We start from the raw sequence: 17,146 nt of genomic DNA on the forward strand, positions 1-17,146 counted from the left end.
AGCAACTGTTTTGCACTACCTGTGGGAGCGGCGGTGCGGCGACCCGACTTGCCCCGCGAACACGGGCGAAGCCCGTGCCATTCACCGCAGTGCCTGCTTCGCGGGGCAAGCCCGCTCCCACAGCTCCGCTGTTCAGCTACACGACACCCACAAAAAAGCCCGCAGCGACGGCGGGCTTTCTTGTTGACGAAACCACTCAGATAGGGCGGCTACCGTACTTGTTGTCAGGCTTCTTGGGCGGATCGGCGACCACGTTGGCCTCCACTTCCTGCACCTTGCCACCACGGGCCAGGAACTCTTCCATCGCCTTGGCCAGAGCGTCACGCTCTTTCTGCTTGGCTTCCATGCTCGGCATTTCATCGACCGAGACCGCAGCCGACTTGGACTTGCCTTTGGCAGCAGGTGTCGGGCTGTCGTCGCCGCTGTCGTCAGTTACATCATCAGCTGCCGCTTCGAGGCCTTCATCACCTTCGTCTTCGTCGCCTACTTCGAGGTCGTCATTTTCCAGATCGTCGTCGCTCATGTTCTACCTCATGACTTGCGAAAAGCAGATTAGTTTTGAACCAGCAGCGCCGGGAATCGGCAGCCACCGGAAAAATTCACAGGGTCGCGGGTTTGCCGCCACCTCAGGCGTGCGCCATGGCATATGCCGCGCGCCGTGCAAGCCCCGCTCTTGGCAGGGCCTGACGAAATTAAAGAGCTGCCGACAGAACATCCGTCGGCCTACCCCGGCGTGATCGGCCTGCTCATTGGCAAGCCTAGCAAAGGGTAGCGAAGTTTGCGGACAGCTTGTCAGCTCCCTTCGGCGCGCATTCTAGCGTGCTGGGAAAAAAAACAAAGCGTCTAACCATCACTCTGAGCTGTAAGTTTTCTGCCTGTGGGAAGCCAGCAAAAATAGCAATGGCAAAAGCGCCGCAAGAAACCGTTTGCGCTGTGCAAAAGCGCCAAATCGCAGGCAAAAAAAATGCCCGGCAAGCCGGGCAAATTTTCGAGCCGAGTTACAGGTTGTAGCCACGCTCGTTGTGTTGCGCCAGGTCGAGACCGACCGACTCTTCTTCTTCGTTAACCCGCAGGCCCATCACCAGGTCCAGCACCTTGAGGATCACGTAGGTGACGATCGCGGTGTAGATCACGGTAAAACCAACGCCTTTGGCCTGAATCCAGACTTGCGCGCCGATGTCCTCGACGGTGCCGAAGCCACCCAGTGCAGGGGCTGCGAACACACCGGTAAGGATGGCACCGACGATACCGCCAACACCGTGCACGCCGAAGGCGTCCAGAGAGTCGTCGTAACCGAGCTTGCGCTTGAGGCTGGTGGCGCAGAGGAAGCAGACCACACCAGACACCAGGCCGATCACCAGAGCCCCCATCGGGCCAGCGGTACCCGCAGCCGGGGTAATGGCGACCAGGCCGGCAACCACACCAGAGGCAATGCCCAGCGCGCTTGGTTTACCGTGGGTCAGCCATTCAGCGAACATCCAGCCCAGGGCAGCCGCAGCGGTGGCGATTTGAGTCACCAGCATGGCCATGCCTGCAGTACCGTTCGCCGCAGCGGCAGAACCTGCGTTGAAGCCGAACCAGCCGATCCACAGCATGGCCGCACCCATCAAGGTGTAACCCAGGTTGTGCGGCGCCATCGGCGTGGTCGGGAAGCCTTTACGCTTGCCCAGCACCAGGCAGGCTACCAAGCCGGCGATACCGGCGTTGATGTGCACCACGGTGCCGCCAGCGAAGTCCAGCACGCCCCAGTCCCACATCAGGCCGCCATTGCCGGCCCAGACCATGTGCGCAATCGGTGCGTACACCAGGGTGAACCAGATGGCCATGAAGATCAGCATGGCCGAGAATTTCATACGTTCGGCAAAGGCACCGACGATCAGCGCCGGAGTGATGATCGCGAAGGTCATCTGGAAAGTAATGAAGACCGCTTCAGGGAACAACGCCGCCGGAGAAGTCAGGCTCGCAGGCGTCACGCCAGCCAGGAAGGCTTTGGACAGGCCACCAACGAAAGAATTGAAGTTAACTACACCTTGCTCCATACCCGTGGTATCGAAGGCCAGGCTGTAGCCGAAAACCACCCACAAGACGCTGATCAGGCCGGTAATCGCAAAGCACTGCATCATCACCGACAGCACGTTCTTGGAACGCACCATACCGCCATAGAACAGGGCCAGACCTGGGATGGTCATGAACAGCACCAACGCGGTGGCGGTCAACATCCAGGCGGTGTCGCCGGAGTTAAGGACGGGGGCTGCCTCCTCTGCCAGGGCCAGGCCGGGCATTACGAGGGACAAAAGGGCTCCTAGCCCTGCGAATTGACGCAGAGTCATGTTGTTATCTCCTGGGGCGTTGGGGTTTGGTGAGGCTTTTTTTTAGATCGCGTCGGTATCGGTTTCGCCGGTACGGATGCGAATCGCCTGCTCCAGATTGACTACGAAAATTTTCCCGTCACCGATCTTGCCGGTGTTGGCGGCCTTGGTAATCGCTTCAATGACCCGGTCCAGATCCTTGTCGTCGATGGCGACGTCGATCTTCACCTTGGGCAGGAAATCAACCACATACTCAGCACCGCGATACAGCTCGGTGTGGCCCTTCTGCCGACCGAAGCCTTTGACCTCAGTGACAGTAATACCCTGCACGCCGATTTCAGACAGCGACTCGCGCACGTCGTCCAACTTGAACGGCTTGATGATGGCAGTGACTAGCTTCATGAAACTCTCTCCCGAATTGGTGGACTTGCCCCAGGAAAACAAACCCGACTCAAGTCTAAGCGCAGCGCCTGGCTTTGTAACGCATCGTCGACCGAAACAGCTGGATGCCCCGCTTGCACCCTGCCTCGTCACAGTGACTGCATCAGTGCATGGGTCACGATGGTCTTTGCAGAAAGCTTGCCAGAACCGCTAAATCACCCAATTACAGGCACTTACGTTGAACGCTGGTGAGAGGCCAGTCGCCAGCACCGTCTACCTGCACAAATACGGTGCGCGGCGATTCACCGCGATGCGCAAAAAGCGTGCAGCGCAAGGCGAGTAAAACTGCGTGCTACACTGGCGCCCCACTTCGAAACAGCGGATAGCCGAACATGCTCGCGCCCAAAGCCTTTCTCGACGCCCTGAGCGACCAAGCCTCGCGCCTGTTCAGCGGCGACACCTCGCAGCCACGCGCCGAACTGGAAAGCCAGCTCAAAGCCCTGCTGCAAAGTGGATTCAGCAAACTGGAGCTGGTCAGCCGGGAAGAGTTCGACAGCCAGATGGTGGTCCTTGCCCGCACCCGTGCGCGCCTTGAAGCCCTTGAGGCCAAAGTTGCCGAAATGGAAGCACGCCTCTAAGCGTAGGAGCGGGCTTGCCCCGCGATTGCGGTCGTTCAGACACATCGCTTCGCGGGGCAAGCCCGCTCCCACAAACAGGCGATTGCCTGCATCCTCAGCCGGGCAAACGCTGTAGCTCAATCCCGTCGATCAACGAATCGATCAACGCCCGCGCCAGCTCAACAGAATGCTGGACCGACCAGGCATAACTCCGCCCTGGCTCACCCACGTACTGCACAACCTGTTCGACATTGACGCTGGCGCATCTGAGATAGAGCGATGCGTGCACCAGCGCGTCTTCAGCGCTGACACCCGTACACACAGAAAACAACGGCAGATGCTCGGGGCAACTGGCGACAGGCCTTTCGACCGTTGTGACAAATGGCAGGTCGGGCGGATCGGGAACAGACTTTTTCATCAGGCAACTCCTATGCATGTGGAGCTACCACCGCTCGCTGCGAAACGAATGGGTGGCAGCTGTACGCGGGTTCGCAGACCGGGCATAGGAACCGGCGCACCCGAAGGTGCCCCACGCACAGCCGCCATTAACCTGTTGCAGGAAAATGGGGCTCTACTACGCCTGGACTGCGACATCCGGTCGTTGAATTGGCAACGACAGTCGCAGGGTAGGCAGGCACCTGAGTGGGCGCAATAGAGCAGCGGCGCCGGCAGTATGATTCAGAAGCGTCTGACAGAAAACCACTACAAACTGTAGGAGCGGCGGTGCGGCGACCCGACTTGCCCCGCGATGTGATGTGCCTGGATGATCATCCTCACGGGCCACCCCGTTGGCACTCGGCCTAAGGCTTCCTAACGAAGCCTTAGGTACTTACCTACTGGGACCCTTCTCTGGGTGAGGCTGGTTTTTGTGCCTCGCCCATGTCAATGACCTTAGCCCGCCTCTCCGACATCAGGCTACGAGTCACGCCAGCATTCCAGGCATCCAGCATCTTGGTACCGATTAACTCGAATTGAGGGTTGCTCTCAATGTACTCAACCATTTCTTTTCGGGCATCGCTGATGCCATCGGCGATTTCTTGCAGGATTTGTCCAACAGCTCGCTCAGTAAACCCACACATCACGCGTCCAAACTGGGCCAACCTCTTATGCTTCGGGAAAGCCTTACTCCCCTCCATCATCAGCGCCATCATGTCCTGCGGGTTGTAGGGAGTTGTGGTAACGATGTCATAAGCAGGAGCCAGCTTAATCACGGCATCATCACCGGTGTTGTTATACAGTAGCGCGAAATTTTTCAGGTGGGCGTCACCACCTCTCACCGCCGCCGATAGCGCCACGCACCGAAAGTACTGGAGCAACGACTCCTGGACCAGTGACGGCTCGACCATCAGTTTTATCTGTCGCGCCCCCCCCTCATAGCTACCATCGTACTTACGCTTGGCTCCCCAGCCATTGAGCACGCAGAAGTCCTCAAGGCCCAGATAACCCTGATCGTCGATATCGAACCGCTCAACAATTAGAAACTTACCGCCACTGCTCAACTGGAATTTCGGCACAGCCAGACCAGCCAGCTCAGCTGCTCTCATGCAAAAGAACTCATTTGCTGCCAGCTCAGGGTAGTCTTCAGCACGCCAGGCTTTGACGATGTGCGTTGCTCCCCTGTGGGTAACCCGATCGAAATCATCTGCCCCTTCGTCCCGCACCAGTACCTTCGGCTGCACCCCGGAGACACCAGAGTACTTGGCATATGTGGTCAGCAGATCTTCGAACAATCCGTGCGCGCCGTCATAGACAAGTAGCTCATTGATCGAGGTCCCCGGCATCGAGCCATCGGACTGCCCTCCCACGATTACCCGACCCAACTGGTGGGGACCAACAATGCTGAGCAGATCCAGGTCATCAAAGCCACGGATGACCTTTGAAAACATCTGCTGCAAACGGCTTCTGAGATAGCCTTCAGGCAAGTTCATCTCGAAGATGGGATGCAACCCTTGCTCCCAAAGGTAATCATCTCGGCGGACAGGCATCGTCAACGACACGGCTTGGCTGTCGTCCGCTGATTGGCGGTACCTGAACGAGGTAGCTCCAGGTGCAGAGTCAGCTCGGGCTAAATCGCCAATGGACTCACCACGTACGGCTACATTCAGAGCATCACTGCCCATGGAAGTTTGTCTCCTTCAACTGATCGAGCGTTGGCCTGCGGCGCTGAGCAACAGCGGCCAAGGTGTACCCAAACACGTTCAAGATCGCTTCTACCTTGCGAATCCCGATCTCTGCCACAGTGTTGTTCTCAATGCTGGAGATCGTTGAGCGGCTCATACCCAACTGGCTTGCCAGATCTGATTGGGAAAGGCCCTTTTCTTTGCGCAGACGCTTAATGGTCAGCCCTATGGATTCCATAATTGCACCGTATACAAGACACTCTGCGCTAAAGATTAGCACTTGACTCATATATGATGCATTTTTCAGTTTTCGATAAGGATCACCTCCTTATGAGCGACCCTGTGCATCGCATCGCGGGGCAAGCCCCACCGAAGGGGTGTGTTGTAAAAACCTGACTCACTCTTCCCTGCCCTCGCCCTGAACGCACCACTATGCTTTGAATGCCGCAGGACGCGGCCCCGCACAGAACACGGAGCGTTCATGTCCCTCGCCTTAGTCCATAGCCGCGCGCAGGTCGGTGTTTCGGCCCCGGCTGTCAGTGTCGAAGCCCATTTGGCCAATGGCCTGCCCGCCCTCACGCTGGTGGGCCTGCCTGAAGCCACGGTCAAGGAAAGCAAAGACCGGGTCCGCAGCGCGATTCTCAATTCAGGCCTGGAGTTTCCCGCGAGGCGTATCACCCTCAACCTGGCACCCGCCGATTTACCCAAAGACGGCGGGCGCTTCGATCTGGCTGTCGCCTTGGGCATTCTTGCGGCCAATGCGCAGTTCCCGTTCAAAGTACTGGAAGACATCGAATGCCTGGGTGAACTGGCCCTGTCGGGCGCGATACGCCCCGTTCAGGGTGTGCTGCCGGCCGCTCTGGCCGCGCGGGAAGCCGGGCGGGCATTGGTGGTGCCGAAGGAGAACGCTGAAGAAGCGTGCCTGGCCTCGGGGCTGGTGGTGTACGCGGTTGGCCATTTGCTGGAGCTGATAGGCCATTTCAACGGCCAGGCGCCAATCACGCCCTACAACGCCAACGGCCTGGTATTACAGGTAAGGCCCTACCCCGATCTCAATGAAGTTCAGGGGCAGGTGGCGGCCAAACGTGCGCTACTGGTCGCTGCAGCAGGCGCCCATAATCTGCTTTTCAGCGGCCCTCCAGGCACCGGCAAAACCTTACTCGCCAGCCGCCTGCCCGGCCTGCTGCCACCGCTTGATGAGCGCGAGGCATTGGAGGTGGCTGCGATTCAGTCCGTTGCCAGCCATGTGCCCTTGAGCAGTTGGCCGCAACGCCCGTTCCGGCATCCTCATCATTCGGCCTCTGGTGCTGCGCTGGTGGGCGGTGGCAGTCGCCCGCAACCCGGTGAAATTACCCTGGCTCACCATGGCGTGCTGTTTCTTGATGAATTGCCGGAGTTTGAACGGCGGGTGTTGGAGGTGCTGCGCGAGCCACTGGAGTCTGGCGAAATCGTCATTGCCCGGGCCAAAGACAAGATCCGCTTTCCGGCACGCTTCCAATTGGTTGCGGCCATGAACCCCTGCCCCTGTGGATATCTTGGCGACCCAACCGGACGCTGCCGATGCGGCAGCGATCAGATCCAGCGCTACCGCAACAAACTGTCCGGCCCGCTGCTCGATCGCATTGACCTGCACCTGACCGTCGCCCGTGAAGCAACGGCGTTATGCCCGACCGACCAGCAGGGCGACAGCAGTGCCACCGTCGCAACGCACGTTGCCACTGCCAGAGCGCTGCAACAACAACGCCAGGGCTGCGCCAATGCGTTTCTGGATTTACCGGGTTTGCGCCAGTACTGCGAGTTATCCACAGCCGACCAGCACTGGCTGGAAAGCGCCTGCGAACGCCTCACGTTGTCGCTGCGGGCTGCACACCGTTTGCTGAAGGTAGCCCGCACGCTAGCCGATCTTGAACACGTCGAACGCATTGGCAGAGCGCACCTTGCCGAGGCACTGCAGTACCGCCCGACAACTACGCACTGAGCATTTATTTCAACATTGAAATATATATAGCCCAATAGTCTATTTATACATTAAGGCCAGGGCAAGCACATTCCATCGACTTGCTTCATTGATGGCGAGCCTTATAATAGCGGCTAATTCCACAACACGCGTACTGTTGGATGATCTACCAATTTCGACTAAAAAACAGCGAGCTTGTGGAGTTTAATTCCGAACACTGCAAGATAATCATTCACAGAATTCATGGCGCCACCGAGGAGCTCACGCTCGCCCGCGCCGAGTCTCGCATTCTTGAACTTTTGCTGATGGACGCAGGGGCCATCTGTTCACGCGAGGCCATTCTGGAGTTTGCCTGGGATGACCGCGTTGTCTCGGCAGGTAGCCTGAACCAGTCGATTTTCATGCTGAGAAACATTCTCGGCGACGGCAAGGATCACGAGATCGTGATCACCGTGCCGCGCCGGGGTTACCGTTTCAACAGCGATTATGTTGTGTCTCAAGCCGAGGCCGACGCCGAGCAAGCGCCAGCACAACCCGCTCCTGAGCCCAGCGCCCCACCCGCTGCGGTAATCGACGCCGCACCTGCAAAAAAAGCCTCCTTGGGAATTGCCGTACGGCTCGGTTATATGGCTGCAGCCCTATTCGCTATCTTTTCAATTTGGCGCTTGTATGTATGGTACGAGCCAGTCAGTGAATTAAATATTGCCGTTATTCAGCATGGCGAACTTTCAATCTCGGCAGTAGGCAAAAGCCAAACAGCCGTTGATGCGCTCAAGTCAGAAGTGCTGAGTTTAAACATGAGCGAAGAAAACTTGAACGGTCAGATTTTTATCAGCCGAACAGGCTCGCGCATTAACCTGTCCTGTATTAGAAAAACGGGGAAAACTTACAACCTCGAATTCCAAGTCAAGGACGAAGCCCTTACCAACATGTTGAAAAAGTGCGTGAGCGGTGAATGATGATTAACAATAAATCCGCACGACGGCACTGGCTAATTATCGCTGCAGTTTTTTCGATCTGCCTGGCATTGCTGTTAATAACCCTGCCTCGCCCTTACGCGAACAGCCAGCCTTATCGGTCGGAGGGGCGCAATTACATCGGGCAGGAAATCATGGAGTCCAAAGAGGCACTGACCATCAGCGAGCCAAGCGCTGTGATCAGTGTGCTGGAGCGCCTGGGCGATAAAGAACGCCACGTTGCCGTGGGTGCATCGCTGGTAGACATTTCGCACAGTCGTATAAAGATCAAGGTCGAAGATCTTCAGGCCAGCACGCACACCGAGCTGTTCGACGTCAGCCGCCATTCAGAGCTGCTGTTTGCCCGGCAATACTTCAGGCTTGGCTCTATTCTCAGCCTGGTAGTAATCCCTACCAATAGTGAGGCTTTGTGCTACTACTTTCTTGAACTTGATCGCATGCGCTGCATGAACAAGTGACAGCAACCGCAGCCGACGTGCGTTTGCGGGCATAAATAACGATTTTTGATTCCTGTTTTCCCCACTCACCGGCCAGAGTGGGGATACGCCGCTCACCTCTATGTGACGCCAACAGGAACGTACATGCCGCTTAAAAAACTCTGCATTTTTCTCTTCCCGATGAGCCTGTTTGGTTGCTCGATGGCTCCCAGCATCGACACCACCATGCCAGCCGAGACGCAACCCAAAGCAACACAGCAGGTGATTGAACACAGTGACGGCAGTGTTGCCTGGAAAAAGTCCGCCGCACCTTTGTCACAGAATCATGACAAAACAATATTCATCAACTTGCCTAAAACGTTTTCCTTCGACAGTAAGGATCCACGCTTTGCCCAGTTTGCTGGCGATGCAAATAAGCTGCGCCAACACTTCCGCAGCCAGTTGGAAAAACAACTGACCACTGCAGGTTATCGCCTGGTCGATAAACCCGCCGCCAAGGCGCTGTCGCTGAATGTATCGATTGCCGATATTGAACGCGCACCGCGTGATCCGAATGTCACCGAATACATCCCCATCGGCATGCTGGTTGGCCTCTCGCTGCACGCCACCGGTATTCGCGACGAAACCCTGTACCTGTTCGTACAAAGCGAAGTCCGCGACAGCCTCAGCGGCGAAACCCTCAGCCACGCGGTAGACCGCGCCACCGGCAAGAACATTGGCCAAGACCAGGGGCCTGCCATCGAGGATCTCTACCCCGCCATGGACAGCGCCGCGCAGCTGATCCGTGAACGCCTGGACCGGGAATTTCAACGCAAGGGATCGGCTTGATCCCTCCCGCCTGCCTCATTGACCACACCTCGTTGGAGAAACGATGAACGTTGCAAAACAGCTTGTAGCTGCCTTCTGTGTATTCACCTCGCTGAACGTCATGGCCGATGACCGTGGCCTTTACCTGGGTGGCGGTGTCACCCGCGTGGAGGCCGACGAACACCAGCTCAGTGATGACGACACCGCCTACAAGGCGTTTGTCGGCTACCGCCTCAACCCTTACCTGGCCGTAGAAGGTGCCTGGGTAGACCTGGGCGATCTCGGCGGTAAATACGGCAGCTTCGACGGTCACTCCGTGCAGGCCGCCGCCCATCTGGGCTTTCCGATCGGTCAGCGTATTCGCCTGTTCGCCAGTGCCGGGGTGCATGCCTGGGATGCTGACAAAGATGTCGCTGGCGACAGCAGCGATCTGGACATGACCTACGGCCTCGGTGTCGAGATGGATGTACTGCGCAACGTTGGCGTGCGTCTGGAGCAGGAAGTACTGAAAGTCGGCGATATCGATCTGGACCAGACCAGCGCCAGCGTCTATGTGATGTTCTAAGCCCACAGGGCAGTAGTAATTGCCCACAACCTGCTCTTTACTAGCAGCAGTCCACCGCCGCGAGACCGGTATGATTGCGCTAATCCAGAGTTATCCACTGCTGATCGGCATTCTGCTGATCGTACTCGACATGCTGCTCTGGCATTTCATTCCGGTGCAGCGGCGGGCCCTGCGTATCGGCCTGCGCCTGGGCATGTTCCTGGTGTTTACCTGGGTGCTGATCAGCAGCGGTGTCAGCCCGCTGCAACCGGCACCGTGGGCCGATGACCTGGCGCGCAATCTGCTGGCTACGGTGCTGGGCATCGGTTGGTGGTTATTCGCGGCGCGCACCATGACCGTGGTGCTCGGCGTGATCCTGGTGTCACGCAGCAGCCATACCGGGCGCCTGTTGCAGGATGTACTAGGGGCGGTGATTTTCCTCATCGCCATTGTTGCTGCAGCGGCTTATGTGCTGCAGCTACCCGTCAAAGGACTATTGGCCACTTCCGGGGTGATGGCCATTGTCATCGGCCTGGCGTTGCAGAGCACGCTCAGTGACGTGTTTTCCGGGATCGTCCTCAACACCACTCGCCCCTACCAGATTGGCGACTCGATCAGCATCGACGGCACCGAAGGCAAGGTCATCGACATCGACTGGCGTGCCACCCGATTGCTCACTGGCAACGGTAGCCTGGCGGTGATTCCCAACTCGGTGGCGGCCAAGGCCAAGCTGCTCAATTTCAGCCAGCCCAACGATGTGCATGGGGTATCGATCAGCGTCGTGGTGCCCGCCAAAGTACGCCCCCGGCGTGTGTTGGATGCACTGGAAAAAACCCTGCAAGGCACCCGCTCCCTGCTGAGCTCGCCAGCGCCGAAAGTGATCATCAAGAGTGCTAGCCTGGAGTCGGTGGAATACGAAGCGAGTGGCTTTGTCAGTGCCATGAGCCAGAAAACCGAAGTGCGTAACCACATGTTCGACCTCGCCCACCGCCATCTGGAAGCAGCCGGCGTGGTGTGGAATGCCGACACCCTGACCCCGCACGCCTGGAGCCGCCAACGCGCACTGCTTGAAGATGTGCGGATCTTCCGCTCGCTGAGCAGTGAAGAGAAAGACAGCCTCAGCCAACGCATGACCGCTGTCGAATACCTGGCCGATCAGGTGATCCTTGGCGTAGGCGACAGTTCAGACTATCTGCTGGTGATCGGCACCGGAGTGGTTTCGGCGGGCATCCGCGATGGTGACAAGCAAATCGAGGCGGGCCGCATGGGACCGGGTGAGGTGCTGGGTGTGGAAGGGTTGCTGGAATCAGAAGACTCCAACGCCGAGTTCCGCACCCTCACCAGTTGCGTCCTCTACCGCATCGACAAAGCCGAAGTGCGCAGCTGCCTGGAACAACGTGCCGAGGTGAAAACGGCATTGATCAAGCTGCAACGCTTCCGCCAGCAAAACCGCCAGTCGTTACTGGAGCAGAAACCGGCAGCCATCAAGAAAGGCGGCTTTCTCAGCTGGCTGCACAAGTAACGATCAGAGCACCACGCGCAAGCATTGCCCGGCGTGATACAGCGAGAAGCCGGTTTCGTAGAAGCCGGTGCGCAGCGCCGGTGCCGACACGGGTTTCATGGCCGAGAACGGGATTGGCAAAGCGTCCGGATTGTCCTGCAGCAGGAACTGGGCAAAGGCCTTGCCGATAACCGTGCCGGTGGTGTTGCCACGGCCGTTGTAGCCCGTCACGGCAACCAGGCCCGGAGCCGGTTCGAACAGGCGCATGAGGTGATCGGGGGTGAAGTCGATGCAGCCGGTCCAGTGCATTTCCCACTCAACCTTGCCCAACTGCGGGAAGTAGTGATTCTGGATGCGGTCGGCCCAACTGCGGATGAACCAGCTGGGTTTGTTATCCACACGCCCGAGACTACCGAGCAACAGACGGCCCTCATCATCACGACGAATGCTGCTCAGCACCGTGCGGGTATCCCACGAGCCCTGGCCGTGTTTGAGCACGTTGTCAGCGGCAGCGCCGTGCAGCGGTGTGGAGGCAACCTGGTAGTAGTAACCGCGGAAGAAATGCTTTTGCAGGGTGGTCCAGTCGCCTTCGGTGTAAGCACCGGTGGAGATCACCACCTTGTCGGCCGTCACCGCGCCGTTGGCGGTTTTCACCCGCCAGCTGCGACCTTCGCGCTCCAGCCCTTCGACGGCTGATTGCTGAAAAATCTGCCCACCCAGGCGGCTGACAGCTGCGGCCAGGCCTTGGGTATAAGCCATGGGATTGATGGTGCCAGCGCGGCGATCGAGCAGCGCGGCGGAAATCTTGTCGGTACCGCAATACTCCTCACAGCGCGCGCCGGTCAAAAGCTCAACGTCTGCACCGCGACGGCTCCATTGCTGATGCCGTGCTTCGAGATCGGCAACACCCGTGGCGTTGTGCGCCATGTGCAGGGTGCCGCGGTTGTGTGCCTGGCAATCGATACCCAAGCGTTCGATGGTGGCAAAGACTTCAGCCGGGGCTTCGCCCAATACCTTGTTCAGGCGGCTACCTTGCTGTTGCCCCAGGGTGGCCTCGACGTCATCGGGGCGAATCCAGGTACCGGCGTTGACCAACCCGACGTTGCGCCCGGAACCGCCGTGGCCGATTTTCCAGGCCTCAAGCAACACCACCGACTTGCCCGCTTCCAACAAATGCAGGGCTGCGCTGAGGCCGGTAATACCACCGCCGATCACACAGACATCGGCCTTGAGTTCGCTGGTCAGCTTGTTGAGCGGCGCAGCTTGCTTGGTTACGTGTTCCCACAAACAGTGTTGGCGCAGCTCTGGCATGGCCGGTTTCCTTGATTGTTCTTATTGTCCGTAGGAGCGGGCTTGCCCCGCGATAGCGATTTGTCAGACACACCGCCTCGCGGGGCAAGCCCGCTCCTACAGTTCAGTCAAACACAATCCCCTGAGCCAACGGCAGCTCACGCGAATAGTTCACGGTGTTGGTTTGCCGACGCATGTAGGCTTTCCAGGCATCGGAACCCGACTCACGGCCGCCACCGGTTTCTTTCTCACCACCAAACGCACCACCGATTTCAGCACCGCTGGTGCCGATGTTGACGTTGGCAATGCCGCAATCACTGCCCGACGCACTCTGGAAGCGCTCGGCTTCACGCAGGTCGGTGGTGAAGATGCACGACGACAATCCTTGCGGCACTTCGTTGTTCAGGCGCAGCGCCTCTTCGAAGTCGTCATAGGCCAACACGTAGAGAATCGGTGCGAACGTCTCGTGGCGGACCACGGCGCTCTGGGCTGGCATCTCGGCAATGGCAGGCGAAACATAGTAAGCGTTCGGGTACTGCTCCTGCAGTTGGCGTTCACCACCAAACACTTGGCCGCCCTCATCGCGGGCACGGGCCAGCGCGTCTTGCATGGCGTTGAAGGAAAGCTTGTCGATCAGCGGGCCGACCAGGTTGTCCTTGCGCGGGTCGCCAATTCGCACCTTGGCGTAAGCGGCTTTGACCCGGGCTACCACTTCATCTTTGATCGAACGGTGCACGATCAGGCGACGCAGTGTGGTGCAACGCTGGCCCGCAGTACCGACGGCACTGAACAGGATGCCGCGCACCGCCAGGTCCAGGTCTGCGCTAGGCGCCAGGATCATGGCATTGTTGCCACCCAGTTCAAGGATGCTGCGACCGAAACGGGCGGCAACCCGCGGGCCGACTTCACGCCCCATGCGTGTGCTGCCGGTAGCGCTGACCAGCGGCACGCGCGGGTCATCAACCAGGGCTTCACCGGCTTCGCGGTCACCAATAATCAACTGGCTCAGGCCTTCTGGCGCTTCACCGAACGCCTTCAGGGCCTTCTCGAACAGTGCCTGGCAGGCCAGCGCAGTGAGCGGGGTTTTCTCCGAAGGCTTCCACACCACCGCGTTGCCGCACACCAGTGCCAGGGTGGTGTTCCAGGCCCACACCGCAACCGGGAAGTTGAAGGCGCTGATCACCCCGACCACCCCCAGTGGGTGCCAGGTTTCACGCATGTGGTGGCCAGGACGCTCGGAGGCGATGGTCAAACCGTACAACTGGCGCGACAGGCCAACGGCGAAGTCGCAGATGTCGATCATTTCCTGCACTTCACCCAGGCCTTCCTGAGTGATCTTACCGGCTTCGACGGAAACCAGTTCGCCAAGCGCCGCCTTGTTTTCACGCAGCACTTCACCAAACAGGCGAATCAACTCACCGCGACGCGGCGCGGGAACATTACGCCAGGCCTGGAATGCCTGCTCGGCCTTGTCGATCTTGGCCACAACCTGGGCTTTGCTCTCCAGGTGCACCGAGGCAATCGCGCTGCCATCGATAGGGGTGTGAACGGGATGGTTGCCATGCGTGTAGGCACTGGCCGGGACACCAAGGCGGTCAAGCAGTCCATCAACCATTTTCTTCTCCTGCAATGCGATGAGTGGTTGAAATCGTGATTCGGATCAGTATTAATCCGATCACTCTGGTGCAACAAACGACCTTTATTCCGCACATCATTCCGCCAGGTAATGATCTACCTGCTTAGAGACTGCAATGTCCAAACGCTTGGTGCCATCGATGGCCGCCCTGCAGTGTTTCGAGGCTGCTGCGCGACACTTGAGCTTCACTCGCGCCGCCGAGGAACTGCACCTGACCCAAAGTGCGGTGAGCAAGCAGGTTGCGCAACTTGAAGAGATGCTGCGTCATCACCTGTTCCTGCGCATCCGCCGTCGCCTGCAACTGACGCCAGCAGGCGCGCTGTACCTGGCCGAGGTCAACAAGATCCTCACCCAGGTCGATATGTCCAGCCGCTACATCCTCTCCTATGGCGAGCAAACCGAAGTACTGACGGTAGCTACCCAACCGAGTTTTGGCGTGCGCTGGCTGATTCCGCACCTTAAAGGCTTCGGCAAGCGCCATCCGAATATCCACTTGGATATCCGTAACGAAATGGAGCCGTTCGCCTTGTTGCAGGGCAAGGCTGATGTGGTGTTTTTCTTCGGCCAGGGCACCTGGCCGGGCGCTACCTGCATCGAGCTGTTCGGTGAAGAGGTGGTGCCGGTCTGCGCCCCGGAGCTGATGCAAGGCCGCACCCTGAGCGACGCCAGCGAGCTGTCCGAACTGGTGCTGCTGCAAAGCACCGCGCGCCCTGAGGCCTGGCATGAGTGGTTCCTTGAGCAAGGCTTACATTCGGCCCACAGCTACCACGGGCCACGCTTCGACACGTTTTATATGAGCCTCAGTGCCGCCCAGTCTGGCTGCGGTGTGGCCTTGGTGCCGCGCTATCTGGTGGCTGAGGAACTGGCCGAAGGCAAGTTGATCGTGCCGTGGCAGCACAGCATGCGCAGCAACGGCTCACACTTCCTGGCCTTTGCCGAGCACGCGGCAGAAGTCCCCAAGGTGCGCGCACTGGTAGACTGGATCGCTGCCGAGTTGGCCGTGTAGATCAAGAATCTACGGAATGACTCATCGACTTTTTTTCGCTTGCCGCCGCAGTGCATTCCTCGCTTTCATGTAGGGGTGCCCACTCACCAGGAAGCTTTCGATGCCCGCTCAAGATTTCGTCAGCCCGGACAGCATTCGCGCGCAGTTCTCCGCCGCCATGTCGCTCATGTACAAGCAAGAGGTGCCGTTGTACGGCACCCTGCTGTCGCTGGTGAGCGAGGTCAACCAGCAGGTCATGGCCGAGCAGCCAGAAGTGGCCCAAGCCCTGCGCTGGACCGGTGAAATCGAGCGTCTGGACCACGAGCGTCACGGCGCGATTCGCGTCGGCAGCGCTGAAGAGCTGGCGACCATCGCCCGCTTGTTCGCGGTAATGGGCATGCAGCCGGTGGGTTATTACGACCTCAGTTCGGCGGGTGTGCCGGTGCACTCCACGGCATTTCGTGCGGTGCATGAACAGTCGCTGCATATCAGTCCGTTCCGGGTCTTCACCTCACTGTTGCGCCTGGAGTTGATCGACAACCCGGCCCTGCGCGAACTGTCCCGGCAGATCCTCGCCAAGCGCCAGATCTTTACCCCGCGCGCCCTGCAACTGATCCAACAGTTCGAGCGCGAAGGCGGCCTTAACGCCGACGATGCCCGCACGTTCGTTGATGAGGCCTTGCACACCTTCCGCTGGCACCACGACGCTACGGTCACCGCCGAGCAGTATCAACAACTGCATGACCAGCATCGCCTGATTGCCGACGTGGTGGCCTTCAAAGGCCCGCACATCAACCACCTGACGCCGCGCACCCTGGATATCGATGCGATCCAGCTGGGTATGCCGGCCAAAGGCATTCCGCCCAAGGCGGTGATCGAAGGCCCGCCGCCGCGCCGTTGCCCGATCCTGCTGCGCCAGACCAGCTTCAAGGCCCTGCAGGAAAAGGTCGTGTTCAGTGATCAACAGGGCACTGCCGGTGGCAGCCACACGGCGCGCTTCGGTGAGATAGAACAACGTGGCGCAGCGCTGACGCCCAAGGGCCGCCAGCTGTATGACCAACTGCTCGATGCTGCCCGCGATGCCTTGGGCGGAGTACCGGCCGAAGCCAATGCCGAGCGTTACATGCGCCTGCTGAGCGACAGCTTCCAGGCCTTTCCGGATGACCTTGCGCAGATGCGCGAACAAGGCCTGGCGTATTTCCGTTACTTCGCCACCGAACGCGGCCTGGCGGCACGCGGTGATGCAGAGCGCCCGACCTCGCTGCAGGGCCTGATCGACGCCGGGCATGTGCATTTCGAAGCGCTGGTGTACGAAGACTTCCTGCCGGTCAGCGCTGCCGGGATTTTCCAGTCCAACCTGGGTGACGATGCCCAGAGCGAATACGGCAGCAATGCCAACCGAGATGCCTTTGAACAGGCGCTGGGCATGCCGGTGCAGGATGAGTTGGCGCTCTATGCCCAGAGCCAGCAGCGCTCACTACAGGCCTGCGCCCAGGCCCTGGATTTGCCCAGCCTCTAACCCTGTAGGAGCGGGCTTGCCCCGCGATGCGATTTGGCTGACACACCGTAATCGCGGGGCAAGCCC

The 17,146-nt window shown here is 59.0% G+C and carries 17 protein-coding genes; 9 read left to right on the forward strand and 8 right to left on the reverse strand.

The window, feature by feature from the left end; all coding sequences use genetic code 11:
- Positions 1-196: 196 nt before the first annotated feature.
- The 3 genes from sutA to glnK all read right to left on the reverse strand — a co-directional run bounded on the left by sutA (position 197) and on the right by glnK (position 2,711).
- Positions 197-523: a transcriptional regulator SutA gene (sutA, locus tag ACVWSC_RS27985; protein ID WP_442110734.1), complete on the reverse strand. Its 327-nt coding sequence runs from the start codon at positions 521-523 to the stop codon at positions 197-199.
- A gap of 475 nt (positions 524-998) precedes the next feature.
- Positions 999-2,330, reverse strand: coding sequence for an ammonium transporter (locus ACVWSC_RS27990; protein ID WP_442110736.1), 1,332 nt, complete (start codon positions 2,328-2,330; stop codon positions 999-1,001).
- A gap of 42 nt (positions 2,331-2,372) precedes the next feature.
- Positions 2,373-2,711 carry a P-II family nitrogen regulator gene (gene glnK / locus ACVWSC_RS27995; protein ID WP_002555808.1) on the reverse strand — a complete coding sequence of 113 codons (339 nt, stop codon included), beginning with the start codon at positions 2,709-2,711 and terminating at the stop codon, positions 2,373-2,375.
- A gap of 371 nt (positions 2,712-3,082) precedes the next feature.
- On the opposite strand from glnK, the gene ACVWSC_RS28000 reads away from it, so the two are divergent.
- Positions 3,083-3,328, forward strand: a complete 246-nt coding sequence (locus ACVWSC_RS28000; protein ID WP_442110738.1) for an accessory factor UbiK family protein — start codon at positions 3,083-3,085, stop codon at positions 3,326-3,328.
- Positions 3,329-3,422: 94 nt separating this feature from the next.
- On the opposite strand, the gene ACVWSC_RS28005 is transcribed toward ACVWSC_RS28000, so the two are convergent.
- The 3 genes from ACVWSC_RS28005 to ACVWSC_RS28015 all read right to left on the reverse strand — a co-directional run bounded on the left by ACVWSC_RS28005 (position 3,423) and on the right by ACVWSC_RS28015 (position 5,665).
- Positions 3,423-3,725, reverse strand: a complete 303-nt coding sequence (locus ACVWSC_RS28005; RefSeq protein WP_442110740.1) for a DUF6124 family protein — start codon at positions 3,723-3,725, stop codon at positions 3,423-3,425.
- 415 nt (positions 3,726-4,140) lie between these two features.
- Positions 4,141-5,427: a type II toxin-antitoxin system HipA family toxin gene (locus tag ACVWSC_RS28010; RefSeq protein WP_442110742.1), complete on the reverse strand. Its 1,287-nt coding sequence runs from the start codon at positions 5,425-5,427 to the stop codon at positions 4,141-4,143.
- Complete coding sequence (locus ACVWSC_RS28015; protein WP_442110744.1) at positions 5,417-5,665, reverse strand: helix-turn-helix domain-containing protein; 249 nt, start codon at positions 5,663-5,665, stop codon at positions 5,417-5,419. The genes ACVWSC_RS28010 and ACVWSC_RS28015 overlap by 11 nt, the downstream gene beginning before the upstream one ends.
- A 243-nt stretch (positions 5,666-5,908) precedes the next feature.
- Here ACVWSC_RS28015 and ACVWSC_RS28020 point away from each other — a divergent pair, with 243 nt between their 5' ends.
- The 6 genes from ACVWSC_RS28020 to ACVWSC_RS28045 all read left to right on the forward strand — a co-directional run bounded on the left by ACVWSC_RS28020 (position 5,909) and on the right by ACVWSC_RS28045 (position 11,671).
- Positions 5,909-7,405 (forward strand): YifB family Mg chelatase-like AAA ATPase, encoded by a 1,497-nt coding sequence (locus tag ACVWSC_RS28020; protein ID WP_442110746.1) that lies wholly within the window; start codon positions 5,909-5,911, stop codon positions 7,403-7,405.
- A gap of 140 nt (positions 7,406-7,545) precedes the next feature.
- The gene (locus ACVWSC_RS28025; protein WP_442110748.1) at positions 7,546-8,343 is read left to right on the forward strand and encodes a winged helix-turn-helix domain-containing protein; all 798 of its coding nucleotides are present in this window, start codon (positions 7,546-7,548) and stop codon (positions 8,341-8,343) included.
- A gap of 152 nt (positions 8,344-8,495) precedes the next feature.
- On the forward strand, positions 8,496-8,819 hold the full coding sequence (locus ACVWSC_RS28030) for a hypothetical protein (protein WP_442110750.1): 324 nt from the start codon (positions 8,496-8,498) through the stop codon (positions 8,817-8,819).
- A 123-nt stretch (positions 8,820-8,942) separates the two neighbouring features.
- The gene (locus ACVWSC_RS28035; RefSeq protein ID WP_442110752.1) at positions 8,943-9,626 is read left to right on the forward strand and encodes a DUF3313 domain-containing protein; all 684 of its coding nucleotides are present in this window, start codon (positions 8,943-8,945) and stop codon (positions 9,624-9,626) included.
- A gap of 43 nt (positions 9,627-9,669) precedes the next feature.
- Positions 9,670-10,170, forward strand: a complete 501-nt coding sequence (locus tag ACVWSC_RS28040; RefSeq protein ID WP_442110754.1) for an outer membrane beta-barrel protein — start codon at positions 9,670-9,672, stop codon at positions 10,168-10,170.
- Positions 10,171-10,240: 70 nt separating this feature from the next.
- Positions 10,241-11,671, forward strand: coding sequence for a mechanosensitive ion channel domain-containing protein (locus ACVWSC_RS28045; protein WP_442110756.1), 1,431 nt, complete (start codon positions 10,241-10,243; stop codon positions 11,669-11,671).
- Positions 11,672-11,674: 3 nt separating this feature from the next.
- On the opposite strand, the gene amaA is transcribed toward ACVWSC_RS28045, so the two are convergent.
- Together amaA and amaB are read right to left on the reverse strand one after the other, a co-directional pair.
- Positions 11,675-12,961, reverse strand: a complete 1,287-nt coding sequence (gene amaA, locus ACVWSC_RS28050; protein WP_442110758.1) for an L-pipecolate oxidase — start codon at positions 12,959-12,961, stop codon at positions 11,675-11,677.
- A 103-nt stretch (positions 12,962-13,064) separates the two neighbouring features.
- A complete protein-coding gene (amaB, locus tag ACVWSC_RS28055; protein WP_442110760.1) occupies positions 13,065-14,555 on the reverse strand; it encodes an L-piperidine-6-carboxylate dehydrogenase in 1,491 nt (496 codons plus the stop codon).
- A gap of 136 nt (positions 14,556-14,691) precedes the next feature.
- Between amaB and ACVWSC_RS28060 the strand changes: the two genes are divergently transcribed.
- Positions 14,692-15,582 carry a LysR family transcriptional regulator gene (locus ACVWSC_RS28060; RefSeq protein WP_442110762.1) on the forward strand — a complete coding sequence of 297 codons (891 nt, stop codon included), beginning with the start codon at positions 14,692-14,694 and terminating at the stop codon, positions 15,580-15,582.
- 100 nt (positions 15,583-15,682) lie between these two features.
- Positions 15,683-17,080: a 2-oxoadipate dioxygenase/decarboxylase HglS gene (hglS, locus tag ACVWSC_RS28065; protein WP_442110764.1), complete on the forward strand. Its 1,398-nt coding sequence runs from the start codon at positions 15,683-15,685 to the stop codon at positions 17,078-17,080.
- Positions 17,081-17,146: the final 66 nt, after the last annotated feature.

It is taken from the genome of Pseudomonas sp. NUPR-002 (genome assembly GCF_056322725.1).

What these genes read in the sequence shown, in the direction of transcription:
- ACVWSC_RS28045 (WP_442110756.1), top strand. Translation starts at nt 10,241, where the DNA reads ATGATTGCGCTAATCCAGAGTTATCCACTGCTGATCGGCATTCTGCTG.
- ACVWSC_RS28005 (WP_442110740.1), bottom strand. Translation starts at nt 3,725, where the DNA reads ATGAAAAAGTCTGTTCCCGATCCGCCCGACCTGCCATTTGTCACAACG.
- ACVWSC_RS28010 (WP_442110742.1), bottom strand. Translation starts at nt 5,427, where the DNA reads ATGGGCAGTGATGCTCTGAATGTAGCCGTACGTGGTGAGTCCATTGGC.
- ACVWSC_RS28020 (WP_442110746.1), top strand. Translation starts at nt 5,909, where the DNA reads ATGTCCCTCGCCTTAGTCCATAGCCGCGCGCAGGTCGGTGTTTCGGCC.
- amaA (WP_442110758.1), bottom strand. Translation starts at nt 12,961, where the DNA reads ATGCCAGAGCTGCGCCAACACTGTTTGTGGGAACACGTAACCAAGCAA.
- amaB (WP_442110760.1), bottom strand. Translation starts at nt 14,555, where the DNA reads ATGGTTGATGGACTGCTTGACCGCCTTGGTGTCCCGGCCAGTGCCTAC.
- ACVWSC_RS28030 (WP_442110750.1), top strand. Translation starts at nt 8,496, where the DNA reads ATGGAGTCCAAAGAGGCACTGACCATCAGCGAGCCAAGCGCTGTGATC.
- ACVWSC_RS28060 (WP_442110762.1), top strand. Translation starts at nt 14,692, where the DNA reads ATGTCCAAACGCTTGGTGCCATCGATGGCCGCCCTGCAGTGTTTCGAG.
- glnK (WP_002555808.1), bottom strand. Translation starts at nt 2,711, where the DNA reads ATGAAGCTAGTCACTGCCATCATCAAGCCGTTCAAGTTGGACGACGTG.
- ACVWSC_RS28015 (WP_442110744.1), bottom strand. Translation starts at nt 5,665, where the DNA reads ATGGAATCCATAGGGCTGACCATTAAGCGTCTGCGCAAAGAAAAGGGC.
- ACVWSC_RS28035 (WP_442110752.1), top strand. Translation starts at nt 8,943, where the DNA reads ATGCCGCTTAAAAAACTCTGCATTTTTCTCTTCCCGATGAGCCTGTTT.
- sutA (WP_442110734.1), bottom strand. Translation starts at nt 523, where the DNA reads ATGAGCGACGACGATCTGGAAAATGACGACCTCGAAGTAGGCGACGAA.
- ACVWSC_RS28040 (WP_442110754.1), top strand. Translation starts at nt 9,670, where the DNA reads ATGAACGTTGCAAAACAGCTTGTAGCTGCCTTCTGTGTATTCACCTCG.
- ACVWSC_RS28000 (WP_442110738.1), top strand. Translation starts at nt 3,083, where the DNA reads ATGCTCGCGCCCAAAGCCTTTCTCGACGCCCTGAGCGACCAAGCCTCG.
- ACVWSC_RS27990 (WP_442110736.1), bottom strand. Translation starts at nt 2,330, where the DNA reads ATGACTCTGCGTCAATTCGCAGGGCTAGGAGCCCTTTTGTCCCTCGTA.
- ACVWSC_RS28025 (WP_442110748.1), top strand. Translation starts at nt 7,546, where the DNA reads ATGATCTACCAATTTCGACTAAAAAACAGCGAGCTTGTGGAGTTTAAT.
- hglS (WP_442110764.1), top strand. Translation starts at nt 15,683, where the DNA reads ATGCCCGCTCAAGATTTCGTCAGCCCGGACAGCATTCGCGCGCAGTTC.